This is a genomic window from Mesorhizobium sp. WSM4830 (genome assembly GCF_055811495.1).
The window spans coordinates 56,503-79,261 of record NZ_JBVVQI010000006.1 but is presented as its reverse complement, the minus strand read 5'-3'; the positions used below and the strand labels follow the sequence as shown (position 1 = coordinate 79,261).

Sequence of the window (22,759 nt, the reverse complement as noted above, 5' to 3'; positions counted from 1 at the left end):
GTTTGGGAAGCCGGTTTTACTTTCCCTATGTCTTATTTGAAATGACGTGTCCCGTGGGCTTTCCGTCGCGTTGCGTGGAAAACCCTGTCAGGTCTCGAAAACGGAGGCCAGAGGAGGGCGCGTTTCCTTCACCCGGACCATGAGGTTCCGGGTGCGTTGTTTTGAAAGGGAATGCGATGAGCAAGCGCGAATCCGCGAAGTACAAGATCGACCGCCGTCTCGGCGAAAACATCTGGGGCCGCCCGAAGTCCCCGGTCAACAAGCGTGAATACGGCCCCGGCCAGCATGGTCAGCGCCGCAAGGGTAAGCTTTCCGATTTCGGCCTGCAGCTGCGCGCCAAGCAGAAGCTGAAGGGCCACTATGGCGACGTTTCGGAAAAGCAGTTCCGCAAGGTCTATGAAGAGGCGGACCGCCGCAAGGGCGACACCTCGGAGAACCTGATCGGCCTGCTCGAATCGCGTCTCGACGCGGTCGTCTACCGCGCCAAGTTCGTGCCGACAATCTTTGCGGCGCGCCAGTTCGTCAATCACGGCCACGTCAACGTCAACGGCAAGCGCGTCAACATCGGCTCGTTCCGCTGCAAGCCGGGCGACATCATCGAAGTGCGCGAGAAGTCGAAGCAGCTGGTCATCGTGCTGGAATCGGTGGGCCTGGCCGAGCGCGACGTGCCCGATTACATCGAGGCCGATCACAACAAGATGACCGCGGCCTTCACGCGCATTCCCGGCCTGGCGGACGTTCCGTTTGCCGTGCAGATGGAACCGAACCTGGTCGTCGAGTTCTATTCGCGCTGATCGGCGCGTTCGTTGCGATACAAGGAAGGGCCGCCCTCGAGGCGGCCTTTTCTTTTTTCGTTCCTTTTCCGGGACGTGATTCGGAAATCGATTTCGATTTTCGGTCCGATGCGCTACTGCGGGCGGCAACAGGACTTTAGGGCCGACGCGCCGTGAACATGCAGCCAGACGCCAAAACGCTTGACCCGATCGCCGACGCCGAAGGCGGCTTTCATCCGCTGTTTGCCGATGTGCCGTCCTCCGTCGAGTTCAACAAGCTGCGCAAACGGCTGTTGCGGCTTGCCCGCCAGGCGATCGACGATTTCTCCATGGTGAGGCCCGGCGACCGTTGGCTGGTCGCTCTGTCGGGCGGCAAGGATTCCTACGGCCTGCTTGCCGTGCTGCTCGATCTCAAATGGCGCGGGCTGCTACCGGTCGAGCTGTTGGCCTGCAATCTCGACCAGGGCCAGCCGAACTTTCCCAAGCACATATTGCCCGATTATCTCGATAGATATGCCATTCCTCATCGCATCGAATATCAGGACACCTATTCGGTGGTCACCGACAAGCTGGCCGAGGGCAGCACCTATTGCTCGCTGTGCTCGCGGCTGCGGCGCGGCCATCTCTATCGCATTGCGCGCGAGGAGGGCTGCTCGGCCCTGGTGCTCGGTCATCACCGCGAGGACATACTGGAAACCTTCTTCATGAACCTGTTCCATGGCGGGCGCCTGGCCGCCATGCCGCCGAAGCTGCTCAACGACGAAGGCGATGTCATGGTGCTGCGGCCGCTCGCCTATTGTGCGGAAGCCGATCTCGAGAAATTCGCCGGCGCCATGAAGTTCCCGATCATTCCGTGCGATCTGTGCGGTAGCCAGGAAGGTCTGCAGCGCAACGCCATGAAGGCGATGCTCGACGACATCGAGAAGCGCATGCCCGGCCGCAAGGACACGATGATCCGCGCCATGGCCAATGTGCGCACGTCGCATCTGCTCGACAGGAAACTGTTCGATTTCTCCGCCCTCAACGAAACCCTCACCACCAGGCGTCCCGATGACATTTGACGATAGCGCGATCGACTGGCTTGCCGACCTTCTGTCGGAAGCCGCCGTCGCCGAGATCATGCCGCGCTTTCGCCGGTTGAGCGAGGGCGACGTCCGTCGCAAGACTTCGGCCGCCGATCTCGTCACCGAGGCCGACGTCAATGCCGAACGGCTCATCACCGCCAGGCTGCTTGAGCGTTATCCCCACGCAATGATCGTCGGCGAGGAGGCCTGCTCCGACGACCCGACGCTGCTCGACGGTCTCGGCGATGCCGAACTCGCCTTCGTCATCGACCCGGTCGACGGCACTTTCAACTTCGCCTCCGGCGTGCCGCTATTCGGCGTCATGCTTGGCGTCGTGATCAAGGGCGAGACGGTCGCCGGCATCATTCACGATCCCGTCGGCAAGGACTGGCTGATCGGCGTTAGTGGCGCCGGCAGCCATATCCGCCATGCCCATGGCAATCTGGAAAAGGTCCATGTCGCCAAACCGGCGCCGATGTCGGAAATGACCGGTGCGGTCTCATGGCACTATGTGCCCGAGCCGGACCGCTCACGTCTGGCGCGCAACCAGACCAAGTCGCTATCGCAGTTCAATTATCGCTGCGCCGCTCACGAATACCGCCTGCTGGCCAGCGGCCACGGCCATTTCGTCGTCTACAACAAGCTGATGCCCTGGGATCACCTGGCCGGCGTGCTGATCCATGCGGAGGCCGGCGGCCATGCCGCGCGCTTCGACGGCAGCGCCTATCTGCCGTCGCATGTCGGAGGTGGCCTGCTGGTCGCGCCGGACCGGGAGAGCTGGCGAGAGCTGCGCCGCGAGCTCTGGGCCGAATAATTCTTCGCTGCCAAACTTGTCCAATCCTGTGCGAAACCGGAAACCTCGAATGAAACCTCGGTCCGCAATTATTGCAACGGCCTTTGCCCTTGCCTTGGTTGCCGGTGTCAATGAAGCAAGATCTGAGGAACGCGCATGTCGCAGCCCCGACTCCGTCGACACCATAGACGAGATGTTCTCCGCGATCTTCGCCTGCTGGGAGCCGCCGCCCGGAACCGCGGGCATGACCCTGACGCTGCAGTTCTCAATTCGCCGAAACGGCACGCTTATCGGCAAACCGCGCGCCACTTACTCCCATCTAGGGGACGACGGTCCGCTCAACCGAGCCTTCGTGGCTTCCGTCCTCGAGGCGCTCGACAAGGCTCTCCCACTGCCCGTTTCGGACAGCATGGGTGGAGCAATCGCAGGACGTACGCTGTTCCCTCGCTTCACCGCGGTCAGTGAGGGTGCATCCTAGGCGCGCCCCGCAATGTGCATTAAACCGGCGGGTTATGCGGCTGGAACAGTCTGCCGCGCTCGGCCAGGAGGATCATCAGCAGCGCTGCCACTGACACGCTGCAGAACCCGGCGGCCAGCGGCGTCACCGTGCCGTTGAAGGCTTGGCCGATCAGCGTGCCGAGAATGCCGCCAAGAAATGTCTGCATGAACCCAAGAATCGACGACGCAGTGCCGGCCAGGTGCCCCAGCGGCTCCATGGCGAGCGCGTTGAAGTTCGCGCCGAGCGCGCCGAACGGGACCATGGCGCAGGCAAAGAAGATAATGAAGAGCCAGAGCGGCATCTTCATTTCGATGGAAACGACCAGCCAGGCAAGGCTGATTGCCAGAAACAGCAGCAGCGCGCTTTGCGACAGACGGCGCATGCCGATGCGGCCGACGAGGCGCGAGTTCAGGTAGTTCGAAAAAGCAAGCACGCCGGCAACCCCCGCGAAGATGACCGGGAACATCTCGCCGACATCGAACACGCTGACATAGATCTGCTGGGCCGAGGCGATGAAGCCGAACATGGCGCCGAAGATGAAGGTGCTGGCGAAGGCGTAGCAGAGCGCGATGCGGTTGGTGAGAACGATGCGGAAGCCGCCAATGATGGAGGACAGCGTCAGCGGCCGGCGATATTCGGGGTGTAGTGTCTCGGGCAGGCGCAGCAGCGACCAGGCGGACACGATCAGTGCGCCGGCTGCCATGGTGACGAAGATCACATGCCAGGTCGCAAACAGCATGATGAACTGGCCGATACCGGGCGCCACCACCGGAATTGCCATGAACACCATGAAGATCAAGGACATGACTTCGGCCATGCGCCTTCCGTCGAACGTATCGCGCACGATCGAGACGGCAATGACGCGCGTCGCCGCCGCACCGATGCCTTGCACGGCCCGGCATAGCAGAAGCGTGGCGAATGACGGGGCGATTGCCGCAGCGCCGGCCGCCACGACGTAGATCACCAGCCCTGCGACGAGCGGCGCGCGGCGCCCGAAGCGGTCCGAGATCGGCCCGAAGAACAGCTGTCCGCCGCCAAAGCCAAGGATATAGGCGGTGACCACATATTGCCGGTGGTTTTCATTTTCGACGCCGAGCGAGGCGCCGATCTGCTGCAGCGCCGGCAGCATGATATCGATGGCCAGCGAATTGAGCGCCATCAGCGCCGCGCACAGCGCAATGAATTCCCAGCGCGGAATGGGCAAGGTGCTTGCCTTTTGCTGCGCTTGTGCTTGCTGATCCACGGCCAGTCCGATCCTCAAACGAAAATGCGCCGGCTGGCCGACGCATCCATTCGTTGATTGCCCCGATACCGGGCAGAACTTTTTGCCAAGCTGCCCCGGCGCTTAGCGCTTGACCCCCGAAAATCGCAATCGGAAGGTCATACGCAGAAACAGAAGTCAGGCGGCGCCTTTGACGCTGACGCCCTTTTCGACGAGGAAGGTCTGCAATTCGCCTGCCTGGAACATCTCGCGGATGATGTCGCAGCCGCCGACGAACTCGCCCTTGACGTAGAGCTGCGGGATGGTCGGCCAGTTGGAGTAGTCCTTGATGCCTTGCCGCAGTTCGGCCGACGTCAGCACGTCGACGCCTTTATAGTCAGCGCCGATATAGTCGAGGATCTGCACGACCTGGCCGGAAAATCCGCATTGCGGGAAGCCGGGCGTGCCCTTCATGAAGAGAACGACGTCGTTGCCCTTCACTTCATTGTCGATGTAGTCGTTGATGCCGCTCATGGAAAACCCTTTCATGCCTGTGGGAGTCAGGCTCGAACATTACCCTTCAAATAAACCCATGGGTTGCGCGAAACAAGATGTTTGCCGCCTTGCCATGCAAATGGCGCAAAGGAACGTCCGACCTTGGGCCAAGCCGTTGGCCACCATCTTCCCCGAGGCGCGATGAAAAGACGATATCCCGCCGGGTTCCTCCTCGCCGTTCTGGTCGCCGCATTGATCTTGATCTGGTGGGCCAAGTCGCCGAGAGAGCCACCGCTGGTCGTCGGCGGTGAATTGCCGGCGCTGTGCCGCGATGCGAGCTTCGAGGCGGTCGCCTATGTCGTCTGCGAGATCGATCTGCGCCGCTATGACGTCGGTGTGTTCCACACAGGCCTCGACGGCAAGGCTTTCGGTTCACTGGACAAATTCGACAAGGCGATGGCGGATCAGGGCCGGACGGTGCTGCTCGCCATGAACGCCGGCATGTATCACCAAGACCTGACCCCAGTCGGCCTTCTCGTCGAAGACGGCCAGGAGAAGGCGCCGATCAACGTCGCCGACAGCGAAGGCAATTTCTTCCTGAAACCGAACGGCGTGTTCCTGGTCCGCAAGGACGGCAAGGCGGCGGTCATGGAGACAAGCGCCTATGCTGCCGCCAGGCCGGACGTGATGTTTGCCACGCAATCCGGCCCGATGCTGGTGATCGACGGCCGGCTTCATCCTCGCTTCGAGCAGAACGGCACATCGCGCTATATCCGCAACGGCGTCGGCGTGCGTGACGAAAACACCGTCGTGCTGGCGATCTCGCGCTCTGAAGTCAGCCTCGGCAGCTTCGCACGGCTATTTCGCGATGGGCTCGACTGCGCCAACGCGCTTTTCTTCGACGGCGTCGTTTCGGCGCTGTCGAACGGCGAGCGGATGATTGTTGGTGGAAACTATACGGCCGGGCCGATCATTGCCGTGACCGGGAAGACGCTTGCGAGGCGATAACTGGAAGGGAGTTCAGTCCGGCACGCTGGTCTGCAGGGCAAGCGCGTGCAGCACGCCGCCCATGTTGCCCTTCAGCGCGTCATAGACCATCTGGTGCTGCTGGACGCGGCTTTTGCCGCGAAAGCTTTCGGCCACAACCTCGGCCGCATAATGGTCGCCATCGCCGGCCAGGTCGCGAATCGTCACCTTGGCGTCCGGAATGCCTTCCTTGATCAGCCGTTCGATGTCGTGGGCGTCCATTGCCATGCGAGGATTCCTTGTTCAGGTCGTGATCTCATAGATATGGTCGAAATGGCGTATGAACCACACCGAAGGGGCGCCACTCGATCACATCACGGATCCACGACCTCATTTGCCATGAAGCGAGGGAACCAGGATTCGTGGGCGGCGGTCAATTCGCTGACCGGTATCGCACGTGCCTCGCCCAGCTTCAATTCGCTGCCGCCGGTCGAGCCGATCCATGGTGCGAAGATGCCGAGCTTGCTTTGCTGTTCGCGAATGGCGTCCCACGCCTCGCTCTGCGGGTCGATCGACAGCGTCAGGAGATAGCGGCCCTGATCCTCGCCGAACCAGACCGGGACCGGATCTGTACCGATCAGGCCGGGAATGGTCGCGCCGATGCCTGAGGCCATCGCCATCTCGGCCAGCGCCACCGCGATGCCGCCATCGGAAACGTCATGCGCCGCGGTAACGACGCCGGAGCCGATCAGCGCCCGCACATGGTCGCCGACCCGCTTCTCGTGGTCGAGATCGACCGGCGGCGGCGGGCCGTCGGCGCGGCCATGGATGTCGCGCATATAGGCGGACTGGCCAAGATGCGTGCCCCACATGGTCGGCGCGCCGACCAGCACGATCATCTGGCCTTCGGCGGCAAAGCCGATGCGCACCATTTTCGACCAGTCGGCAATCAGACCGACGCCGCCGATGGTTGGCGTGGGCAGGATGCCCTGTCCGTTGGTCTCATTGTAGAGCGAGACGTTGCCGGAGACGATCGGAAAGCCGAGCGCCCGGCAGGCATCGCCGATGCCTTTCACAGCGCCAACCAGCTGGCCCATGATCTCCGGCCGTTCGGGATTGCCGAAATTGAGGTTGTCGGTGGCAGCGAGCGGCAGAGCGCCAGTGGCTGTCAGATTGCGCCAGCATTCGGCCACCGCCTGCTTGCCGCCCTCGTAAGGGTCGGCTTCGCAATAGCGCGGCGTCACGTCGGAGGAGAAGGCGAGCGCCTTGGTCGGGTGGCCGTCGACGCGCACGACGCCGGCGTCGCCGCCGGGAAGCTGCAACGAATTGCCCTGGATCAGCGTGTCGTACTGCTCCCACACCCAGCGGCGCGAGGAAAGGTCCGGTCCGCCCAGCAGCTTGAGCAGTGCGTCGGCCACATCGGCTTGCGGTGCATCGCCAGCCAATGGCACCGGCTTCTTCGGCTCGACCCAGGGACGGTCATACTCCGGCGCCTGGTCGCCGAGATCCTTGATCGGCAGGTTGGCGACCTCGTCGCCCTGGTGCAGCACGCGGAAGCGCAGATCGTCGGTGGTCTTGCCGACGATGGCAAAATCAAGGCCCCATTTGTGGAAGATCGCCTCGGCCTGTTTTTCCTTTTCGGGGCGCAGCACCATCAGCATGCGCTCCTGGCTCTCCGAAAGCATCATCTCATAGGCGCTCATACGCTCTTCACGCACCGGCACCTTGTCGAGATCGAGCTCGATGCCGAGGTCGCCCTTGGCGCCCATTTCTACGGCAGAGCAGGTGAGGCCGGCGGCACCCATGTCCTGGATGGCGATAACGGCGCCGGACGCCATCAGTTCGAGGCAGGCTTCGAGCAGGCATTTTTCGGTGAACGGATCGCCAACCTGCACGGTGGGGCGCTTCTCGTCTATCTTGTCGTCGAATTCGGCCGAGGCCATGGTGGCGCCGCCGACACCGTCGCGCCCGGTCTTGGCGCCGAGATAGACGACCGGCAGGCCGACGCCCTTGGCCTCGGACAGAAAGATTGCGTCTGTCTTCGCGAGGCCCGCGGCAAACGCATTGACCAGGATATTGCCATTGTAGCGGGCGTCGAAATTGACCTCGCCGCCGACCGTCGGCACGCCGAAGGAATTGCCGTAGCCACCGACCCCGGAAACGACGCCGGCAACGAGGTGCCTGGTTTTGGGATGGTCCGGCGCACCGAAGCGCAGCGCGTTCATCGCCGCGATCGGCCGCGCGCCCATGGTGAAGACATCACGCAGGATGCCGCCGACGCCGGTCGCAGCTCCCTGATAAGGCTCGATATAGGAGGGATGGTTATGGCTCTCCATCTTGAAGACGACGCAGTCGCCATCGCCAATGTCGACCACGCCGGCATTCTCGCCCGGGCCCTGGATGACTTGCGGCCCGGTGGTCGGCAGCGTGCGCAGCCACTTCTTCGACGATTTGTAGGAACAATGCTCGTTCCACATCGCCGAAAAAATACCGAGTTCGGTAAAGCTCGGCTCGCGCCCGACCAGGTCGAGGATGCGCTGGTACTCGTCGGGCTTCAGCCCGTGCGCGGCAATGAGTTCCGGAGTGATCGGCACGGAATTGGAAATGGTCATGATCGGCAATTTGTGTCCTTGGGATCGAGTCCCGTCTTATCGCAAGCTTTGCAGCCGATACACCCCGTCGGATGACTAAAACGACGGAAAGCAACAGCTGGCCGCAAGTAGCGAAAGATCGCCACTCAACCCGCCGGTTTCAAGCCGGTTCAGGAAAAGCTGTCATAGCCGGCGCGGCCTTCGTCCAGAAGCCGCCGGATCACCGCGACGCCGTGCGCGATATCGTCCCGCTGTCGCGGCTGCGAGATGCCAAACCGCACGCCGTGAAAGGCCTGTTCGGAACGTCCCGCCTTGAACTCGTCCTCGTCGTCGATGAGCACGCCGTGTTCGAGGCAAGCTTGTTTGAAAGTGCCGGAAAGCCATGGGTCCGGCAAAGTGAGCCAGACGAAGGGCACATTATCCAGCGCCTTGAAGTCGAAGCCGTCGAGTGTCTGGCGCACGATCGCAATGCGCGCACCGACCTCGCCAATGCTGCGCTTGCGCATCTCGGCGGCCTGACCGGACAGCACCAGCCGGCTGCCCACCTCCGCCAGCAGGAAGGGCAGGCCGCCCGTCATCATCTTGTGGGCGACCCGGATGCGGTGACGATAGGCCGGCGGGCAGGCGAGCCAACCGCCGCGAACACCCGCCGCGACCGATTTCGACAGGCCGCCGGCAACGATGGTCCGTTCGGGAGCATATTCGGCCAACAAAGGTGTCGGATCATCGGTCAGTCCGCCATAGAGATCGTCCTCGATCAGGACGACGTTGTATTGACGGGCGATATGCGCGATTGCCTCGCGGCGCGAGGCCGACAGCGTTGTCAACGTCGGATTTTTGGCCGTCGGCATCAAAAACATCATCTTCGGATGCTTTTGTGCACAGACGCGTTCGAAATCCTCGGGATCGATGCCCTCGTCGTCAGCCGCCACCAATGCGGTCCGGCGACCAATAAGGCCGGCGCTGCGGGAAATCTGCGAATAGGTGAGGTGCTCGAAGACGACATAGTCGCCTGGGGCGGTGAGCCCCGCAATGGTTGCCATCACCGCGGCGTGGGTGCCGAGCGTAGGAACGATTGCATCTGCGGCCGGGCGAAAGGAATTGCGCGACAGCCAGCGCCTGCCGGCCTCGAACCAGCGGTCCGGGAAGTCACGCGTGTAGCTTGAAATCTCATGCGGATGGTCTTGGGCCGTGCGTGTCAACACGTCGGCGACGATGGCGCCCTGGCCGACATCCGGTGCGGCGGTGCTATCGAAGCGCAGCTTGTCGCCGGGCGCATCCATATAGCGCGTGCCTTGTTCGACCGTCCCCAGGAACTCCGGCTTTGCGCTCTCCGACTGCTGAGCGAGAACATAGGTTCCGCGGCCGACCTCGCCGCTCACCAGACCGCGCTCGCGCAGCAATTGATAGGCCCTGCCGACGGTGCCGACGGTCGTGCCGATGTCGTATGCCAGATCGCGCTGCGGCGGCAGCTTTGCTCCTGCACCGATCAGGCCGCGGTCGATGTCTGTCTCGATGGAATCGGCAAGCCGCTGATAGAGTGGGCCGGTACCGGCGGTAAGATCTGGAAGCCAAGTTGTCATGGTGACAATTTTCTACATTGCACCGAAATGAGAGTCAATACATATGAAGCGGGCCGTATAAAAGGGCACAATTGCAATATTGGCAGAAGACAAATGGGTACAATAGAGACAATCCGATACGCGGCAGTTGAATTGACCGGAAGCCGCTCGTCGGGCCGGAGATCCTATGTTCGCCGGCTCGTGCAAGTGGTCACGTCATTGGTCCGATGGATCGACAGCCTGCTGGATCGCCGGCGAAGTCGGCTGGTCCTGCTCGAGATGACCGACGCCCAACTCAAGGATATCGGCATTTCGCGCTGCGATGCCCATCGTGAGGGTCTGAGGCCGTTCTGGGACTGAGCCGCCACGCTGGTCATTGAGGAGATGCGCCCTCCTTCTTGCGTTCACCGGATTCCCGCCTGCGACGCTTCTGATGAATAGGGGTATTGCTGAAAACAGCTATTCCACCTCTTTTCCGGTGTGAAGGAGATGGTCATGGCGAGTTTCACCCTCACAGATCTCGGTAACAAATCCGGCGAGGTCGTCGAGGCCGCGTTCCGTGGTCCCGTCGACATCACCAAGCGCGGCAAGCGAAAGTTCGTGCTCCTGACGGCAGAGCAGTTCGACCGCATCACCGGTCGCAGCGCCCAGCGGGCGCACCGCGTCGAGGATCTGTCGACCGAGGAACGCGACGAGCTTCTAGCCGGCCTCGACGCAATCGCGCGAGATGATGTCCGGGATGAATGAGCTTGGTCACGGACAGATCATTCTCTACTCCTATCCGTGGGCAAGGGAATATGACCGTGGCGAGGAGAGCGGACGCAAGGCGCGGCCGACTTGCGTCATGCTGATCGTTGCCGGTAAGAATGGCCGCAAGCAGGCTCTGCTCTTTCCGATCACGAGTCAGCCGCCACGCCCTGACGCGTACTACGTCGAGATTCCTGAGACGGAGGCCCGTCGCGCCACGCTCTATACGCCAGCCTAGGTTATCGTCGATGAATTCAACACCGATGATCTCGCGACGAGCTGGGCGCTCGAGGATGCCAAGCCGCTTGGCCAATTCACGCGCAAGTTCATGTCACGGATCGCCGGTGAAGCTGCTGCGGCGATCCGTGCAGGCGCCGCGCGAACCGTGCCAAGACGCTAAAGGCGGCCAGGGCGGGAGAGCGTCATCGCGGATGCATGCGTTCCGCCCTGATCCGCGTGACACCGTGGTCCACAAGCACCGCCACAATGCACAGCATCAGAAAAAGTCCGGTGATGGCCAGAGCCGAGACGGCGACGCTGGCCGCACCGTGTTTGGAGACGTCGAGGAACGGGTAGGGCACTTCGCCGGCAATCGGTGCCCGCAGCAGCGCATAGGCCAGGTAGACGACCGGATAGATCATCCACCAGGAGATGTCGCGCCACCGTGTCGAGCCGTCGGCGCCCGCCACAAGCCACCACAGCACGAACAGCACCGGCGTCACATAGTGCAGAAGAACGTCGCAGAGCAGGAACAATCCTTGCGGCTGCCAAAGCTGCGCCAGGACCGTTGCATAAACGATGAGGACCAGCGTTATGGCGACGGCTACGCCCGCTCGCATCCGTGGCCCGGCAAAGGCCGGAAACCAGGTGTAACCCGTCGATGACAGCAACGAGGCATGGACGAGCACCGCGCCGATGTTGGTCAGGATGGTGAAGAAGCTGAAATAGAAGACCAGCGAGCCGACAAAGCCGCGGCCGGCTTCCATTGATGCCGGGACGGTGATGCAGAGCTGCAGGACCAGCCCGGCCAGGCCGACGACCAGACCAGTGATCTGCAGCAAGCGACCCATCGGGCTAGGCAGCAGCGCCGCAGGCCGGATTGCCCGCCTGCCAGCGGGCAATGTCCGAGCCGATGCGCGCGCCGAGCGGTTCCGCCATCAGCGGGCCGAACACGTCGACGCGGCTCGAATTGCCTTGCGCCTGCACGACCAGCAGCGGCTTTCCGGCATAATGCTTGGCCGGCACCAGCAGGAAGCGCGGCGTGCCGCTGAACGAATTCAGTTCGTTGGCCATCTGGTACGATTTGAAGGCAGGGTCCTTGCTGGCGATCCAGCATTTGTGGGCAGCGATTGCCACCTGCTCCATAGCAAGCAGTGACGCGCTCTTGCCGGCCGGCGCCGGCGTGCTCTTCGGGCCTGACTGGCAGGAGGCGAGTACAAGCCCGGCGACAGTAGCGAAGGCGAGGCGCGTGATCGTCGGTCTCATGTTCAAGCGGCGCCCATCTTGAGCTCGGACAGGAAGATCTTCAGACCGTCTGTCATCTCACCCCAGACGCGCGACAGCGCCGGATGCTGCAAGGCGATTTGCTCATAGGCATCGAATTTCGGATAGGCATCAAGCAAGTCGGGGCGGCCGATCGTCGCCCTGAAATTGTTGAAGACGAAGCGGGTCGGCGTCAGCCATGCATCGGCAAAAGAGATATCGTCGCCGAGCGCGAACGGGCCATGCGCCATGCGGGCCTCGATTGCCGCAAGCCCATGATGCAATCGGGCGAACTGTGCCTTGATCTCTGCCTCATTGCGCTGCGGCACGAAATAGAGCTCGAACAGCTTCATCATCGGGGCGAGCACGTCAAGGTCGGTGATGCGGGCGAACATGCGCACCAACGCCCGGTCTTTCGAATCCTTGGGCAGCAATGCAGGCTCGGGAAAGCGCTCCTCCAGGTATTCGGCAATGACCACCGATTCGACGATCGTTTCGCCCGAACCGGTGATCAGCACCGGAATCCGGTTGAGCGGCGAGATAGCACGAAAGGCTTCGGGGATGGGAAACCCCGGCGGTGGTGCAATGAGCTTGAGCGGCACGTTCTTGATGTAGGCCAGGGCCCGCACGATCGACGAATAGGGCGACAACGGCCGCGAATAGAGTTTCATGACCGTCGCTCCAGGAGGAAAATTGAAGGCATCAAGCGGCGATGCCCAGCGCGCTTTCGAACAGCGCCCGGCCGTCGCTGCCGCCATGCGCCGCTTCGATCAGGTTTTCCGGATGCGGCATCAGGCCGAGCACGTTGCCGCGGCCGTTGACGATGCCGGCAATGTCGTTGATCGAGCCGTTGGGATTGGTGCCTTCGGCATAGCGGAACACTACCTGGCCTTCGCCTTCGAGGCGGGTCAGCGTTTCGGCATCGGCAAAATAATTGCCGTCATGGTGCGCCACCGGCGCGCGGATGACCTGACCCGGCTGGTAGCGGCGGGTGAACATCGTGTTGGCGTTGGCGATCTGCAGCTTCACCTCGCGGCAGACGAATTTCAGTGAAGTGTTGCGCATCAAGGCGCCCGGCAGCAGGCCTGCCTCGACCAGGATCTGGAAACCGTTGCAGACGCCGATCACCGTGACGCCCTTGGCCGCCTTTTCGGCCACAGCCCGCATCACAGGCATGCGCGCGGCAATGGCACCGCAGCGCAGATAATCGCCAAAGGAAAAGCCGCCGGGAATGGCGATCAGGTCGACATCAGGAATTTCGGTGTCGGTCTGCCAGACGGTGACCGGCGGCGTGCCGGAAATCTTGGTCAGCGCCGCAATCATGTCGCGGTCGCGATTGAGGCCGGGGAGCAGGACGACGGCTGATTTCATTTTGGTTCGTAGGGCCTCTGGGCTTCGGCGAGTTCGCGCAATTCTAGACGGCGTTCTATGCGCTCAAGGCGATCGTCTTGACGGCCGAGAATGCCATAGATGTTGTGAATGTCGCTTTGTGTTGCGACCATGTGACCCCGAACGACATTCAACTCCCGCTTCACTTCGGAAACGTCCTGGCGAAGTTCAGCGACTTCGTGATGCACACGCTTGAGAAGCTCATACATCAACTCATTCGTGGCTTCCGTCATCTACCCTCCGGCACAACCTCAGGTAATGGCTACACTATAGTTCTCAATCACCGTATTCGCTAGAAGCTTGTCGCACATGGCTTTCAGATCGGCCTCGGCCTTGGCCCTGTCGCCCTCGGCAAGCTCGACATCGAAAACCTTGCCTTGCCGCACCTGGCCAACGCCGCCGAAACCCATTGCGGACAGCGCATGCTCGATTGCCTTGCCTTGTGGGTCGAGCACGCCGTTCTTGAGGGTCACGGTAATGCGGGCCTTGATCACGCTGGACATGCTCCTGTTCATCTGTTGAGCGGGCAAGCCGTCAGTGCGGCTTGCCTTTGACGCCATCGGTCGATGCGACCAGCACCGGCCCGGCCGGACGCGGCGGTTCGTTCTCGTTCATGATGCCGAGTCGGCGGGCAACTTCCTGATAAGCTTCGACCAACCCGCCCATGTCGCGGCGGAAGCGGTCCTTGTCGAGCTTGTCCTGGGTCGCCACGTCCCACAGCCGGCAGGAATCCGGCGAGATCTCGTCGGCGACGACGATGCGCATCATGTCGCCTTCGAACAGGCGGCCGCATTCGATCTTGAAATCGACGAGCTGGATGCCGACGCCCATGAACAGGCCGGAAAGGAAGTCATTGACGCGGATGGCCAGCGCCATGACGTCGTCGATCTCCTGCGGGCTCGCCCAGCCGAAGGCGGTGATGTGCTCTTCCGATACCATCGGATCGTCGAGCGCATCGGCCTTGTAGTAGAATTCGATGATCGAGCGCGGCAGCACGGTGCCTTCCTCGATGCCCAGGCGCTTGGCCAGCGAGCCGGCGGCGACGTTGCGCACCACCACTTCGAGCGGGATGATCTCGACTTCCTTGATCAGCTGCTCGCGCATGTTGAGCCGGCGGATGAAGTGGGTCGGAATGCCCATCCGGTTGAGATGATTGAAGATGTGCTCGGAAATGCGGTTGTTGAGCACGCCTTTGCCATCGACGATTTCATGCTTCTTCTTGTTGAAAGCGGTGGCGTCGTCCTTGAAGAACTGGATCAGCGTGCCAGGCTCCGGTCCCTCATAAAGGATCTTGGCCTTGCCTTCATAAATGCGGCGGCGATTTTTCATCTGATTTTTCTCTGGATTTGCGGGCAGGCGGCAAGCGACCAGTTCCTGTCCGTCTGCCTAAAATAAGATGGCGACGGTGGGGTTCAATGCCGGTGTCTATCCCAATCGCACTGTTTGCTCAATCGGCAAATCCTTTCAATCAACCGCTTTCGGGGACCGAAATGCCGCAGCGCAGCAACCAATGTAGCATATTGACCGGCCGGCGCCCTTTTGGTTTGTGCTCCGGCAACACATATTGGCGCAACGAATCGGATTTCACGGAGGGATGCCATGAGCAGCATGAAAGACCGCGAAGAGGGCTTTGAGCGCAAATTCGCATTCGACGAGGAACTTCGGTTCAAGGCCGCGGCACGCCGCAACAGAGCGCTCGGCCTGTGGGCTGCCGAAAAGCTCGGCAAGTCAGGTGCCGATGCCGACGCTTATGCCAGGGAAGTGGTCGTCAGCGACATCGAGGAAGCCGGCGATCACGACGTTTTCCGCAAGATACGCAAGGATTTCGATGCGGCCGGCATCGACCAGTCGGACCATCAGATCCGCCGCACCATGGATGAATTGATGGCGCAGGCGATCGAGCAGATCAAGAACACCTGATCTTTCCGCCGGTATCGATAGAATGCTGGACCAATCGACCGCCCGGCCCAGCCGGGCGGTTTTTCTTTGCCTTTGCGGTCGTTTCCGGCTGAATTGCTGCAAGCAAAGAGGAAATCGCCAATGTCCCTGAAGTCACGCCTTGCGGCCGACGAGACGCTGTTCACCGCATGGTCCGGTGTGCCGGATGCCTTGACGGTCGAAATACTGGCCAGACAAGGGTTCGACGCGGTTACGCTCGACATGCAGCATGGTGGCCATCACGAGGACAGCGTACTGCGCGGGCTTGTGCCGGTGCTGGCCGCCAACAAGCCGGCTTTGGTGCGCATTCCGGTCGGCCGCTTCGACATGGCCAGCCGCGCGCTCGACTTCGGCGCCGAGGCGGTGATCGCGCCGATGGTGAATTCAGTGGCGGACGCAAGGCTGTTTGCCGCCGCCATGAAATACCCGCCGCTCGGCGAGCGCTCCTGGGGGCCCACCTATGCCTTTCCGCGCCATGGCAAGGGCGATCATTCCGACTGGCTGCGCGACAGCAATCAGCGCACCATGGCGTTCGCCATGGTCGAAACGCGCGCCGCGCTTGAGGCACTCGACGGCATCCTCGACACGCCCGGCATCGACGGTATCTTCCTAGGCCCTTCGGATTTCTCGATCGCCTGGTCGAAGGGGACCGCCGTCAGTTCGACGCTGGAGAGCATGATGGAGACCGTCGCCTCGATCGCCGAGCGCACCCGTAAAGCCGGGAAGCATGCGGCGATCTATGTGATGGAACCGGCCATTGCCGGTCGCGTGGTGTCGATGGGCTACCGGCTGCTGGCGATGGGTTCCGAGCATTCGCTGATTTCGCTTGGGGCAAAGACCCTGCTGAACAGCGTCAGGGGCTCAATCGCTTCCTAGAGATCCGTCAGGAATTTCGCGAAGGTCATCGATCCTTCGGGCCAAGGGCCGAAGCCGGAATCTGCGTTGAGATGGCCGGCATCGCCGGCATCGATGAACAGCGAGCCCCACGCCGCGGCAATGTCCTCGGCGGCGCCGAAGGCGCAGAACGGGTCGTTGCGGCTGGCGATCACCACCGACGGAAACGGCAGCGGGTCGCGCGGATAGGGGCCGAAGGTCATCAGGTGCCTGGGCTTTATCTTTGGATTGGCGACATCGGGCGGCGCCACGAAAAAAGCGCCGGCGACCGGCCGCTCGAACCGAGGCAAGGCCTGGACGACCGCGGCGACGCCAAGCGAATGAGCGACGATGACGACCGGCCGCTCGGCCTCGTTGACCGCTTTGGCCACACCGGCCGTCCAATCCTCGCGCACCGGCTTCGACCATTCCGCCTGCTCGACGCGGCGTGCTGTCGACAGTTTCGACTGCCAGCGGCTCTGCCAATGATCGGGGCCGGAATTGGTGTAGCCCGGCACGATGAGAATATCTGCTTCCCTGACTTTCATGGCGCGCATGTAGCGAGACGCGTTGTCGGGTGCAACCGGGTATGAACTCGACAGCGACACGCGAACGGCCGCTCACGAGCCCGGTTCTGCTCGCTATTGTGAACACCATGTTCGCTTCTTGCGCTCTTGTGTGAACGACCGCGATCGACGATCTGTGCCCAGGAAAGAATGGCTGTTCCGAGATTTTGGCACGGACACGGCGTAGAATGATTGATGGCGCCGGGTTCCTCCATTGGAAGCTTGTCGAGCGCCGCCTGAACGGAGCACTTTGATGAGCGAACTGCCTTTTGCTGCGACGACCCCGGTCAGCGTTGCCCGCGTCGGCTTGCGGGCGCGCGATGCAGAAAATCTCGCTGCCTACTATCGCAAAGTCGTCGGTTTGCAGGAACTGAGCCGCTCCGGCGGCACGATTACGCTCGGTGCAGTCAATCGTCCTTTGCTCGACATCGAAGCGGATCCGGCGGCGAAACCCGATGATCCGCGCAGCGCCGGTCTTTTCCACACCGCCTTCCTGCTACCCGGTCGGGCCGATCTCGGCCGCTGGATCAATCACGCCATCGCCGGCAAGATCGGCATCGAGGGCGCATCCGATCATCTGGTCAGCGAGGCGCTTTATCTAACCGATCCGGAAGGCAACGGCATCGAGATCTATGCCGACCGCCGTCCGCAGGATTGGAAATGGAATGGCGACAAGATAGCGATGGCGACGGAGCGGCTGAACATCCCTTCGGTGGTTGCCGAAGTGCCGGCCGGTGACACCGGTTGGCAGGGCGCGCCGGAAAACAGCATTATCGGCCACGTCCATTTGCGCGTCGGCAGGCCGGAAGAAGCCGAAGCATGGTGGCATCAGGAGTTCGGTTTCGACACAGTGGCAAAGTACGGTGGCGCGGCGGTGTTCCTATCGTCCGGTGGCTATCATCACCACATTGGCGCAAATGCGTGGCAGAGCGCGGGCGCCGGTCGCCGCGATCCCTCCCGCTCCGGCTTGGCCTGGGTCGAGATGCGCTCGGACAATGCCGCAAGCGAGACCACCCGCGAGGACCCGTGGGGCACAGTGATAAGGACGGTTCCCGGCAAGGCGTAGGCTAGAGGTTCGCCTTCTCAAGCAGGCGTCCAAGCATCAGCAGGCCCGCTGGCCATACGCCCAGGCGGGCCTCGTTTCCCATATGGCCGAGATCGCCGGCATCGACGATATCCGCGCCCCAGGCTGCGGCAAAAGCGCTTGCCTTGTCGATGGTGACGCGTGGGTCGCTGCGGCTCGCCACTACCAATGTCGGGAAGGGCAGGCGCTTCAGCGGCATCGGTGCGAACGGGCGCACCGCGTCGAATGAGGGATCGGTATCCTCGACATTGGTCGCGGCAACCAGGAATGCCGCCGCGACCTTGTCGAGTTGGCTTTGGCTGGCGTTAGCAGCCCACTTCACCGCCGTCGCCACCGCCAGCGAATGCGCAAGCAGCACGACGCGGCGCGGTGCGGCGGCCACCGCGGCATCCACCTGGCCGATCCAGTCTTCAGGCTTCGGCCGGTCCCACTCAGCCTGCAGCACGCGGCTCGAATTGGGGAACACCCGGCACCAATGCGACATCCAATGATCCGGCCCGGAATTGCCGCGCCCGGGCAGGGCAAGGAAATCGAAATCTCCGGCCGACGAAATCATCAGGCTTCTCCAAACACTCGGCTGAAGATCGTATCGACGTGCTTGGTATGATAGCCCAAGTCGAATTTCTCGCGGATCTCTGCCTCGGGCAAGGCTGCGACAACGTCCTTGTCGGCCAGAAGTTCCTCAAGAAAATCAGCGCCTTGCTCCCACACCTTCATCGCATTGCGCTGCACCAGCCGGTAGGCGTCCTCGCGCGAAACGCCGGCTTGCGTCAGCGCTAGCAGCACGCGCTGCGAATGCACAAGGCCGCGGAATTTGTTCATGTTCTTCAGCATGTTGTCGGGGTAGACGAGCAGTTTGTCGACAACGCTGGTCAGCCGTGAGAGCGCGAAATCGAGCGTTACCGTCGCGTCGGGCCCGATCATGCGCTCGACCGAGGAATGAGAGATGTCGCGCTCGTGCCAGAGCGCCACATTCTCCATTGCCGGCAATGCGAAGGAGCGCACCATGCGGGCAAGGCCGGTGAGGTTCTCGGTCAGCACCGGGTTGCGCTTGTGCGGCATCGCCGACGAACCCTTCTGTCCGGGTGAAAAGTACTCTTCTGCTTCAAGTACCTCGGTGCGCTGCAGATGGCGCACCTCGATCGCCAGCCGCTCGATCGACGAGGCGATCACGCCGAGCGTGGCGAAGAACATCGCGTGGCGGTCGCGCGGAATCACCTGCGTCGACACCGGCTCGGGCTTCAGTCCGAGTTTCCTGGCCACGTATTCTTCGACATATGGATCGATATTGGCGAAAGTGCCGACCGCACCCGAGATGGCGCAGGTGGCGATGTCCTCGCGTGCGTGCACCAGCCTCTCGCGGCAACGCGAGAATTCGGCATAGGCCTGCGCCAGCTTGACGCCGAAGGTGGTCGGCTCGGCATGGATGCCGTGGCTGCGGCCGATGGTGATGGTGTCCTTGTGCTCGAAGGCGCGGCGCTTGAGCGCCGCAAGCAGCCCGTCAATGTCGGCCAGCAGGATGTCGCTGGCGCGGGTGAGCTGCACGGCAAAACAGGTGTCGAGAACGTCGGAGGATGTCATGCCCTGGTGGATGAAGCGGGCATCCGGCCCGACGAATTCGGCAAGATGGGTGAGAAAGGCGATGACGTCATGCTTTGTGACGCGCTCGATCTCGTCGATCGCTTCGACATCGAATTTCGCCGTCCCGCCTTTCTCCCAGATGGTCTTGGCGGCCTCCTTCGGGATGACGCCGAGCTCGGCCAACGCGTCGCAGGCGTAGCCCTCGATCTCGAACCAGATGCGAAACCGGGTTTCGGGCGACCAGATGGCCACCATTTCCGGCCGGGAGTAGCGAGGGATCATCAGTCGGTCCTGACTTGCGAGAGCATTTGCCCGCGTCCTAACAGAGGCAGGCAAAATGCTCAACGTTGCTGGCGCGCAAACCAGACACTGGCGACAGCGAGCGCAATGAAACCGAGCGGAAAATACAGCCGGATGCCAAGGACGACGAACTGGTAGAGTGCCGTCAACATCGTGAACACGAACTGGAAAACCCAGGTGATGGTGAACGCGGGCGCATGCCATTGGACATAGTAGGAGCGGTATTGCAGCCCAAACAGGCCGCCGGTGAAGGCGATCGTCGCTGCGAGAAGGCAGACGAAGGCGGCGGCGAGGGCGATCTCCCAGTGGCGTCCGAGCGAGACGAGCCGCGCCAGGAACAGCCCAACCGGGAAAGCCAGCGCACCGCCGGCAGCATAAAGCAGCGAGACGAAGCGGATCTTTGCCGGGGTCTCCCAATCGTACTGCAGCAGATTGAGCAGCGCGCTGGCGCCCATCGCCATGGCCCACAGCAAGGCACCGGCAAATGCGGTGCGCAGCGGCGGCAGAGCGCGGCGGAGACGATGCAGGGCGCTATAGCGCATGGCCAGGAGCGTCACAGCCGTCCGGTTACCGCGATCCAGCGATAGTCCGGCCCTTCGAAGCCGTATTGGCGCACCGCGATCAGCACGGCATAGGCGCTGAGGCTATCCAGCGAAAATGTCTGAACCGCGCCGATCCGGTAGCCATTCGGGCAAGCGCGGCTTTCCGGTATGGATTTGTCCTCATGGATTACCCTAGTCTGGCCGCCGTCCTTCGCCTCGATGCGCAGCAGGCGAAAGCCATTGATCTCACCCTGGCTCTGGCAGCGTTCGGTGTCGTTCATGCCGATCTGGTCGAGCCGGAACTCGAGCGGATCGTCGACCGGCGAGAAGATCGGGCGCGGATTGACCACCATGCGGAAGGGATCGGCAGAAAGCTCGGTCACCGGGTTGAAGCCGGCGGTGATGCCGCGATTTGCCGTGAGTTCCGCCTGACTGACGATCGCTTCGCCCTTTTGCCGGGCCTGCAGCCGCGCTGCGTCCACGGCGGCATTCTCGTCGTCGAGCCGGACACGGATCGGCGAACCCTTCAGGAAACTGTCGTTGGCCGTGTCGATATAATAGCGGTTCGCATAGGGAAATCCCGATCCGTCCTGGACGCCGTATTCCTCGAAGGCAAAGACCCCGCCATCACGGCTGAAGCCGAGGATCTCAAGCTCGGCGACATCGCCTGCGTGGGCGGCGACCAAAGTTGCAAGCGGGGCAAGCAGGCAGACGGCAAACAGGGCAAGATTTCGCATGGGGCTTCCATTCAGGCGGTCGACGCCGTTAAATTCCTATCACGATGCCGTCAAAAGATCGTGCTGACTGAAACACAAGGTCGATGCATCCAATCCGGCCGTCGTTTGTTATTGTCGGCAGCTTCACGGCATCGTGCCTTCCGAAAATCAGGGTCGATTGTCGGAAGGCACGATGCATTGATTCAAAATGTTTAGTGCGTCCTTTGCCCGTTCAAAAGGACGCGCGGCGCTCTAAGGGAGACCCCCATGACGGATGCAGCCAAGATTCGCGAACGTATGGAAGTGATCGGCGCCGACGGCGTCCATGTCGGTACCGTCGACAAGGTTGACGGAGATCGCATCAAGCTGACCAAGCGCGACAGCGGCGAGGGCGCTCACAGGGGCCATCACCACTTCATTCCTCTCAGCCTTGTCGCCGAGGTCGAGGGCCAGAAGGTGCGGCTCTCAGCAAACTCGGATGTTGCGGTCACGTTCGAAGAAGAAAAATCCGAACCCACCTGATCAAAAGTCCAGTCTGATTACGGCAAACCCGAATGAGCGTGGCGCGGTCAGCGCGATGACCAGACCGGGAACAGATCGCCCTCGGCCGGCGTCGCGGCAAAGACGCCGCGGCTGATGGCGCGCGCCATCGTGGCGCCGGCCGCGGCGTAGAGATCGATGGCATCGTTGGGTGCGAGCTCGATGCCGCTCTTGCCGGTTGCCAGCGCGAAGACCAGATCGCCGTCTGCGGGCGTGTGCGTCGGCCAAATGGCACGGACGAAGCCGTCATGCGCTGATATCGCCAGGCGTTTGGCTGCGGCCTTCGTGAGTACCGCATCGGTGGCGATCACGGCGATGGTCGTGTTGGCGCCGGTTTCCGCCTGCCCTGCGGCATGCTTGTCACGGAACTTCAGCACGATCTTTCTGGCATCGTCAGGCACCGGGTGGGGAAAGCCTAAGCCGCCGAACTCGTCGCCGATCTCGAACGGCGCCGCCCAGAAATGGCGGGTCCCGGCGACCGTCACCGAGCCGGTCGGGTTGACGGCGGCGAGCGCGCCGATGGTGACGCCGCTGTCCAGCGCTGTCGAGGCCGAGCCGAGCCCGCCCTTCAGGCCGGAGCTCAAAGCCCCGCAACCTGCGCCGGCAGTGCCGAGCGCAAAGTCGATCGTGGCGGCTTGCGCGGCTTCGTAGCCGAGGTCGCGGTAAGGCGGATACCGGCTCCAATCCTTGTCGCCGCCATTGCGCAGGTCGAACAGGATCGCCGCCGGCACTATCGGCACGCGAAAGCCGCCGACCTCGACGCCGATGCCTCTTTCGCGCAAGGCCGCCTGCACCCCCGACGCGGCGTCAAGGCCAAAAGCCGAGCCGCCCGACAGCACCACGGCATGGATGGCGTGGATCGAATTGTGCGGCTCGAGCAGGTCGGTTTCGCGGGTGCCCGGCGCACCGCCCAGGATTTGCACACCGGCCACGGCCGGTTCGTCGCAGATGACGGTGGTCACACCGGATTTCAGCTTGGCATTCGCCGCATTGCCGACACGCAGGCCGGCGACGTCGGTGATGAGATTGCGCGGACCCGTATGGAACATCCCCGTGC

At 62.3% G+C, this 22,759-nt stretch carries 30 protein-coding genes; 12 read left to right on the top strand and 18 right to left on the bottom strand.

Features of this window, described 5'->3' with window-relative positions:
* The first annotated feature begins 176 nt into the window (after positions 1 to 176).
* From rpsD to AC0L2Y_RS10370, 4 genes are all read left to right on the top strand, one after another.
* Complete coding sequence (gene rpsD, locus AC0L2Y_RS10385; RefSeq protein ID WP_473555865.1) at positions 177 to 794, top strand: 30S ribosomal protein S4; 618 nt, start codon at positions 177 to 179, stop codon at positions 792 to 794.
* Between the two features lie 152 nt (positions 795 to 946).
* Positions 947 to 1,834 carry a tRNA 2-thiocytidine(32) synthetase TtcA gene (ttcA, locus tag AC0L2Y_RS10380; RefSeq protein WP_473555863.1) on the top strand — a complete coding sequence of 296 codons (888 nt, stop codon included), beginning with the start codon at positions 947 to 949 and terminating at the stop codon, positions 1,832 to 1,834.
* A complete protein-coding gene (locus tag AC0L2Y_RS10375; RefSeq protein WP_473555862.1) occupies positions 1,824 to 2,651 on the top strand; it encodes an inositol monophosphatase family protein in 828 nt (275 codons plus the stop codon). Before ttcA ends, AC0L2Y_RS10375 begins: the two co-directional genes overlap by 11 nt.
* A gap of 49 nt (positions 2,652 to 2,700) precedes the next feature.
* Positions 2,701 to 3,108: a hypothetical protein gene (locus AC0L2Y_RS10370; protein ID WP_473555859.1), complete on the top strand. Its 408-nt coding sequence runs from the start codon at positions 2,701 to 2,703 to the stop codon at positions 3,106 to 3,108.
* A 19-nt stretch (positions 3,109 to 3,127) separates the two neighbouring features.
* Here AC0L2Y_RS10370 and AC0L2Y_RS10365 read toward each other — a convergent pair whose 3' ends face one another.
* Positions 3,128 to 4,372 (bottom strand): multidrug effflux MFS transporter, encoded by a 1,245-nt coding sequence (locus AC0L2Y_RS10365; RefSeq protein ID WP_473555858.1) that lies wholly within the window; start codon positions 4,370 to 4,372, stop codon positions 3,128 to 3,130.
* A gap of 156 nt (positions 4,373 to 4,528) precedes the next feature.
* Positions 4,529 to 4,864: a Grx4 family monothiol glutaredoxin gene (gene grxD / locus AC0L2Y_RS10360; RefSeq protein ID WP_023674712.1), complete on the bottom strand. Its 336-nt coding sequence runs from the start codon at positions 4,862 to 4,864 to the stop codon at positions 4,529 to 4,531.
* Positions 4,865 to 5,026: 162 nt separating this feature from the next.
* Between grxD and AC0L2Y_RS10355 the strand changes: the two genes are divergently transcribed.
* Positions 5,027 to 5,833, top strand: coding sequence for a phosphodiester glycosidase family protein (locus AC0L2Y_RS10355; RefSeq protein WP_473555856.1), 807 nt, complete (start codon positions 5,027 to 5,029; stop codon positions 5,831 to 5,833).
* Positions 5,834 to 5,845: 12 nt separating this feature from the next.
* On the opposite strand, the gene AC0L2Y_RS10350 is transcribed toward AC0L2Y_RS10355, so the two are convergent.
* From AC0L2Y_RS10350 to AC0L2Y_RS10340, 3 genes are all read right to left on the bottom strand, one after another.
* Positions 5,846 to 6,079, bottom strand: a complete 234-nt coding sequence (locus tag AC0L2Y_RS10350; RefSeq protein ID WP_023674714.1) for a BolA/IbaG family iron-sulfur metabolism protein — start codon at positions 6,077 to 6,079, stop codon at positions 5,846 to 5,848.
* 86 nt (positions 6,080 to 6,165) lie between these two features.
* A complete protein-coding gene (gene purL / locus AC0L2Y_RS10345; protein ID WP_352492491.1) occupies positions 6,166 to 8,403 on the bottom strand; it encodes a phosphoribosylformylglycinamidine synthase subunit PurL in 2,238 nt (745 codons plus the stop codon).
* Between the two features lie 149 nt (positions 8,404 to 8,552).
* The gene (locus AC0L2Y_RS10340; protein WP_473555854.1) at positions 8,553 to 9,965 is read right to left on the bottom strand and encodes an aminotransferase-like domain-containing protein; all 1,413 of its coding nucleotides are present in this window, start codon (positions 9,963 to 9,965) and stop codon (positions 8,553 to 8,555) included.
* Positions 9,966 to 10,151: 186 nt separating this feature from the next.
* Here AC0L2Y_RS10340 and AC0L2Y_RS10335 point away from each other — a divergent pair, with 186 nt between their 5' ends.
* The 3 genes from AC0L2Y_RS10335 (at position 10,152) to AC0L2Y_RS10325 (ending at position 10,929) form a co-directional block, all read left to right on the top strand.
* Positions 10,152 to 10,304 (top strand): DUF1127 domain-containing protein, encoded by a 153-nt coding sequence (locus AC0L2Y_RS10335; RefSeq protein WP_473555852.1) that lies wholly within the window; start codon positions 10,152 to 10,154, stop codon positions 10,302 to 10,304.
* 135 nt (positions 10,305 to 10,439) lie between these two features.
* Entirely contained in the window at positions 10,440 to 10,691 is a 252-nt protein-coding gene (locus tag AC0L2Y_RS10330) for a type II toxin-antitoxin system prevent-host-death family antitoxin (protein ID WP_473555849.1), read from the top strand.
* Complete coding sequence (locus AC0L2Y_RS10325) at positions 10,684 to 10,929, top strand: hypothetical protein (RefSeq protein WP_473555847.1); 246 nt, start codon at positions 10,684 to 10,686, stop codon at positions 10,927 to 10,929. Before AC0L2Y_RS10330 ends, AC0L2Y_RS10325 begins: the two co-directional genes overlap by 8 nt.
* A 184-nt stretch (positions 10,930 to 11,113) precedes the next feature.
* Here AC0L2Y_RS10325 and AC0L2Y_RS10320 read toward each other — a convergent pair whose 3' ends face one another.
* Genes AC0L2Y_RS10320 through purC form a run of 7 tightly spaced genes read right to left on the bottom strand, consistent with a single transcriptional unit; the run spans position 11,114 to position 14,891 of the window.
* The gene (locus tag AC0L2Y_RS10320; RefSeq protein WP_473555846.1) at positions 11,114 to 11,761 is read right to left on the bottom strand and encodes a Pr6Pr family membrane protein; all 648 of its coding nucleotides are present in this window, start codon (positions 11,759 to 11,761) and stop codon (positions 11,114 to 11,116) included.
* Positions 11,762 to 11,765: 4 nt separating this feature from the next.
* Positions 11,766 to 12,176 carry a hypothetical protein gene (locus AC0L2Y_RS10315; RefSeq protein WP_473555844.1) on the bottom strand — a complete coding sequence of 137 codons (411 nt, stop codon included), beginning with the start codon at positions 12,174 to 12,176 and terminating at the stop codon, positions 11,766 to 11,768.
* 2 nt (positions 12,177 to 12,178) lie between these two features.
* On the bottom strand, positions 12,179 to 12,844 hold the full coding sequence (locus tag AC0L2Y_RS10310) for a glutathione S-transferase family protein (RefSeq protein ID WP_473555841.1): 666 nt from the start codon (positions 12,842 to 12,844) through the stop codon (positions 12,179 to 12,181).
* Between the two features lie 31 nt (positions 12,845 to 12,875).
* A complete protein-coding gene (gene purQ / locus AC0L2Y_RS10305) occupies positions 12,876 to 13,544 on the bottom strand; it encodes a phosphoribosylformylglycinamidine synthase subunit PurQ (RefSeq protein WP_352492451.1) in 669 nt (222 codons plus the stop codon).
* A complete protein-coding gene (locus AC0L2Y_RS10300; protein WP_352492450.1) occupies positions 13,541 to 13,795 on the bottom strand; it encodes a hypothetical protein in 255 nt (84 codons plus the stop codon). The genes purQ and AC0L2Y_RS10300 overlap by 4 nt, the downstream gene beginning before the upstream one ends.
* 18 nt (positions 13,796 to 13,813) lie before the next feature.
* Positions 13,814 to 14,056, bottom strand: coding sequence for a phosphoribosylformylglycinamidine synthase subunit PurS (gene purS, locus AC0L2Y_RS10295; protein WP_352492490.1), 243 nt, complete (start codon positions 14,054 to 14,056; stop codon positions 13,814 to 13,816).
* 40 nt (positions 14,057 to 14,096) lie between these two features.
* On the bottom strand, positions 14,097 to 14,891 hold the full coding sequence (gene purC / locus AC0L2Y_RS10290; RefSeq protein WP_023674725.1) for a phosphoribosylaminoimidazolesuccinocarboxamide synthase: 795 nt from the start codon (positions 14,889 to 14,891) through the stop codon (positions 14,097 to 14,099).
* 270 nt (positions 14,892 to 15,161) lie between these two features.
* Here purC and AC0L2Y_RS10285 point away from each other — a divergent pair, with 270 nt between their 5' ends.
* Complete coding sequence (locus AC0L2Y_RS10285; RefSeq protein ID WP_023674726.1) at positions 15,162 to 15,482, top strand: DUF1476 domain-containing protein; 321 nt, start codon at positions 15,162 to 15,164, stop codon at positions 15,480 to 15,482.
* Between the two features lie 120 nt (positions 15,483 to 15,602).
* The gene (locus AC0L2Y_RS10280; protein ID WP_473555839.1) at positions 15,603 to 16,376 is read left to right on the top strand and encodes an HpcH/HpaI aldolase family protein; all 774 of its coding nucleotides are present in this window, start codon (positions 15,603 to 15,605) and stop codon (positions 16,374 to 16,376) included.
* Here the strand turns inward: AC0L2Y_RS10280 and AC0L2Y_RS10275 are convergent.
* Complete coding sequence (locus AC0L2Y_RS10275) at positions 16,373 to 16,921, bottom strand: RBBP9/YdeN family alpha/beta hydrolase (protein ID WP_473556070.1); 549 nt, start codon at positions 16,919 to 16,921, stop codon at positions 16,373 to 16,375. The genes AC0L2Y_RS10280 and AC0L2Y_RS10275 overlap by 4 nt on opposite strands.
* A gap of 271 nt (positions 16,922 to 17,192) precedes the next feature.
* Here AC0L2Y_RS10275 and AC0L2Y_RS10270 point away from each other — a divergent pair, with 271 nt between their 5' ends.
* On the top strand, positions 17,193 to 18,005 hold the full coding sequence (locus AC0L2Y_RS10270; RefSeq protein ID WP_352492448.1) for a VOC family protein: 813 nt from the start codon (positions 17,193 to 17,195) through the stop codon (positions 18,003 to 18,005).
* Position 18,006: 1 nt separating this feature from the next.
* Here AC0L2Y_RS10270 and AC0L2Y_RS10265 read toward each other — a convergent pair whose 3' ends face one another.
* The 4 genes from AC0L2Y_RS10265 to AC0L2Y_RS10250 are packed head-to-tail and all read right to left on the bottom strand — an operon-like array spanning position 18,007 to position 21,183.
* Positions 18,007 to 18,579, bottom strand: a complete 573-nt coding sequence (locus AC0L2Y_RS10265) for an RBBP9/YdeN family alpha/beta hydrolase (protein ID WP_473555836.1) — start codon at positions 18,577 to 18,579, stop codon at positions 18,007 to 18,009.
* A complete protein-coding gene (purB, locus tag AC0L2Y_RS10260; protein WP_473555835.1) occupies positions 18,579 to 19,886 on the bottom strand; it encodes an adenylosuccinate lyase in 1,308 nt (435 codons plus the stop codon). Before purB ends, AC0L2Y_RS10265 begins: the two co-directional genes overlap by 1 nt.
* Positions 19,887 to 19,945: 59 nt before the next feature.
* Positions 19,946 to 20,446 carry a hypothetical protein gene (locus AC0L2Y_RS10255; RefSeq protein WP_473555834.1) on the bottom strand — a complete coding sequence of 167 codons (501 nt, stop codon included), beginning with the start codon at positions 20,444 to 20,446 and terminating at the stop codon, positions 19,946 to 19,948.
* Between the two features lie 11 nt (positions 20,447 to 20,457).
* Positions 20,458 to 21,183 (bottom strand): DUF2259 domain-containing protein, encoded by a 726-nt coding sequence (locus tag AC0L2Y_RS10250; RefSeq protein ID WP_473555831.1) that lies wholly within the window; start codon positions 21,181 to 21,183, stop codon positions 20,458 to 20,460.
* Positions 21,184 to 21,429: 246 nt separating this feature from the next.
* Between AC0L2Y_RS10250 and AC0L2Y_RS10245 the strand changes: the two genes are divergently transcribed.
* Positions 21,430 to 21,684, top strand: coding sequence for a DUF2171 domain-containing protein (locus tag AC0L2Y_RS10245; protein ID WP_023674734.1), 255 nt, complete (start codon positions 21,430 to 21,432; stop codon positions 21,682 to 21,684).
* 47 nt (positions 21,685 to 21,731) lie between these two features.
* On the opposite strand, the gene AC0L2Y_RS10240 is transcribed toward AC0L2Y_RS10245, so the two are convergent.
* A complete protein-coding gene (locus tag AC0L2Y_RS10240; RefSeq protein ID WP_473556067.1) occupies positions 21,732 to 22,751 on the bottom strand; it encodes a P1 family peptidase in 1,020 nt (339 codons plus the stop codon).
* Between the last annotated feature and the right edge of the window lie 8 nt (positions 22,752 to 22,759).

What these genes read in the sequence shown, in the direction of transcription:
- rpsD (WP_473555865.1), top strand. Translation starts at nt 177, where the DNA reads ATGAGCAAGCGCGAATCCGCGAAGTACAAGATCGACCGCCGTCTCGGC.
- AC0L2Y_RS10375 (WP_473555862.1), top strand. Translation starts at nt 1,824, where the DNA reads ATGACATTTGACGATAGCGCGATCGACTGGCTTGCCGACCTTCTGTCG.
- AC0L2Y_RS10370 (WP_473555859.1), top strand. Translation starts at nt 2,701, where the DNA reads ATGAAACCTCGGTCCGCAATTATTGCAACGGCCTTTGCCCTTGCCTTG.
- grxD (WP_023674712.1), bottom strand. Translation starts at nt 4,864, where the DNA reads ATGAGCGGCATCAACGACTACATCGACAATGAAGTGAAGGGCAACGAC.
- AC0L2Y_RS10355 (WP_473555856.1), top strand. Translation starts at nt 5,027, where the DNA reads ATGAAAAGACGATATCCCGCCGGGTTCCTCCTCGCCGTTCTGGTCGCC.
- AC0L2Y_RS10350 (WP_023674714.1), bottom strand. Translation starts at nt 6,079, where the DNA reads ATGGCAATGGACGCCCACGACATCGAACGGCTGATCAAGGAAGGCATT.
- purL (WP_352492491.1), bottom strand. Translation starts at nt 8,403, where the DNA reads ATGACCATTTCCAATTCCGTGCCGATCACTCCGGAACTCATTGCCGCG.
- AC0L2Y_RS10340 (WP_473555854.1), bottom strand. Translation starts at nt 9,965, where the DNA reads ATGACAACTTGGCTTCCAGATCTTACCGCCGGTACCGGCCCACTCTAT.
- AC0L2Y_RS10330 (WP_473555849.1), top strand. Translation starts at nt 10,440, where the DNA reads ATGGCGAGTTTCACCCTCACAGATCTCGGTAACAAATCCGGCGAGGTC.
- AC0L2Y_RS10325 (WP_473555847.1), top strand. Translation starts at nt 10,684, where the DNA reads ATGAATGAGCTTGGTCACGGACAGATCATTCTCTACTCCTATCCGTGG.
- AC0L2Y_RS10320 (WP_473555846.1), bottom strand. Translation starts at nt 11,761, where the DNA reads ATGGGTCGCTTGCTGCAGATCACTGGTCTGGTCGTCGGCCTGGCCGGG.
- AC0L2Y_RS10315 (WP_473555844.1), bottom strand. Translation starts at nt 12,176, where the DNA reads ATGAGACCGACGATCACGCGCCTCGCCTTCGCTACTGTCGCCGGGCTT.
- AC0L2Y_RS10310 (WP_473555841.1), bottom strand. Translation starts at nt 12,844, where the DNA reads ATGAAACTCTATTCGCGGCCGTTGTCGCCCTATTCGTCGATCGTGCGG.
- purQ (WP_352492451.1), bottom strand. Translation starts at nt 13,544, where the DNA reads ATGAAATCAGCCGTCGTCCTGCTCCCCGGCCTCAATCGCGACCGCGAC.
- AC0L2Y_RS10300 (WP_352492450.1), bottom strand. Translation starts at nt 13,795, where the DNA reads ATGACGGAAGCCACGAATGAGTTGATGTATGAGCTTCTCAAGCGTGTG.
- purC (WP_023674725.1), bottom strand. Translation starts at nt 14,891, where the DNA reads ATGAAAAATCGCCGCCGCATTTATGAAGGCAAGGCCAAGATCCTTTAT.
- AC0L2Y_RS10285 (WP_023674726.1), top strand. Translation starts at nt 15,162, where the DNA reads ATGAGCAGCATGAAAGACCGCGAAGAGGGCTTTGAGCGCAAATTCGCA.
- AC0L2Y_RS10280 (WP_473555839.1), top strand. Translation starts at nt 15,603, where the DNA reads ATGTCCCTGAAGTCACGCCTTGCGGCCGACGAGACGCTGTTCACCGCA.
- AC0L2Y_RS10275 (WP_473556070.1), bottom strand. Translation starts at nt 16,921, where the DNA reads ATGAAAGTCAGGGAAGCAGATATTCTCATCGTGCCGGGCTACACCAAT.
- AC0L2Y_RS10270 (WP_352492448.1), top strand. Translation starts at nt 17,193, where the DNA reads ATGAGCGAACTGCCTTTTGCTGCGACGACCCCGGTCAGCGTTGCCCGC.
- AC0L2Y_RS10265 (WP_473555836.1), bottom strand. Translation starts at nt 18,579, where the DNA reads ATGATTTCGTCGGCCGGAGATTTCGATTTCCTTGCCCTGCCCGGGCGC.
- purB (WP_473555835.1), bottom strand. Translation starts at nt 19,886, where the DNA reads ATGATCCCTCGCTACTCCCGGCCGGAAATGGTGGCCATCTGGTCGCCC.
- AC0L2Y_RS10255 (WP_473555834.1), bottom strand. Translation starts at nt 20,446, where the DNA reads ATGCGCTATAGCGCCCTGCATCGTCTCCGCCGCGCTCTGCCGCCGCTG.
- AC0L2Y_RS10250 (WP_473555831.1), bottom strand. Translation starts at nt 21,183, where the DNA reads ATGCGAAATCTTGCCCTGTTTGCCGTCTGCCTGCTTGCCCCGCTTGCA.
- AC0L2Y_RS10245 (WP_023674734.1), top strand. Translation starts at nt 21,430, where the DNA reads ATGACGGATGCAGCCAAGATTCGCGAACGTATGGAAGTGATCGGCGCC.
- AC0L2Y_RS10240 (WP_473556067.1), bottom strand. Translation starts at nt 22,751, where the DNA reads ATGTTCCATACGGGTCCGCGCAATCTCATCACCGACGTCGCCGGCCTG.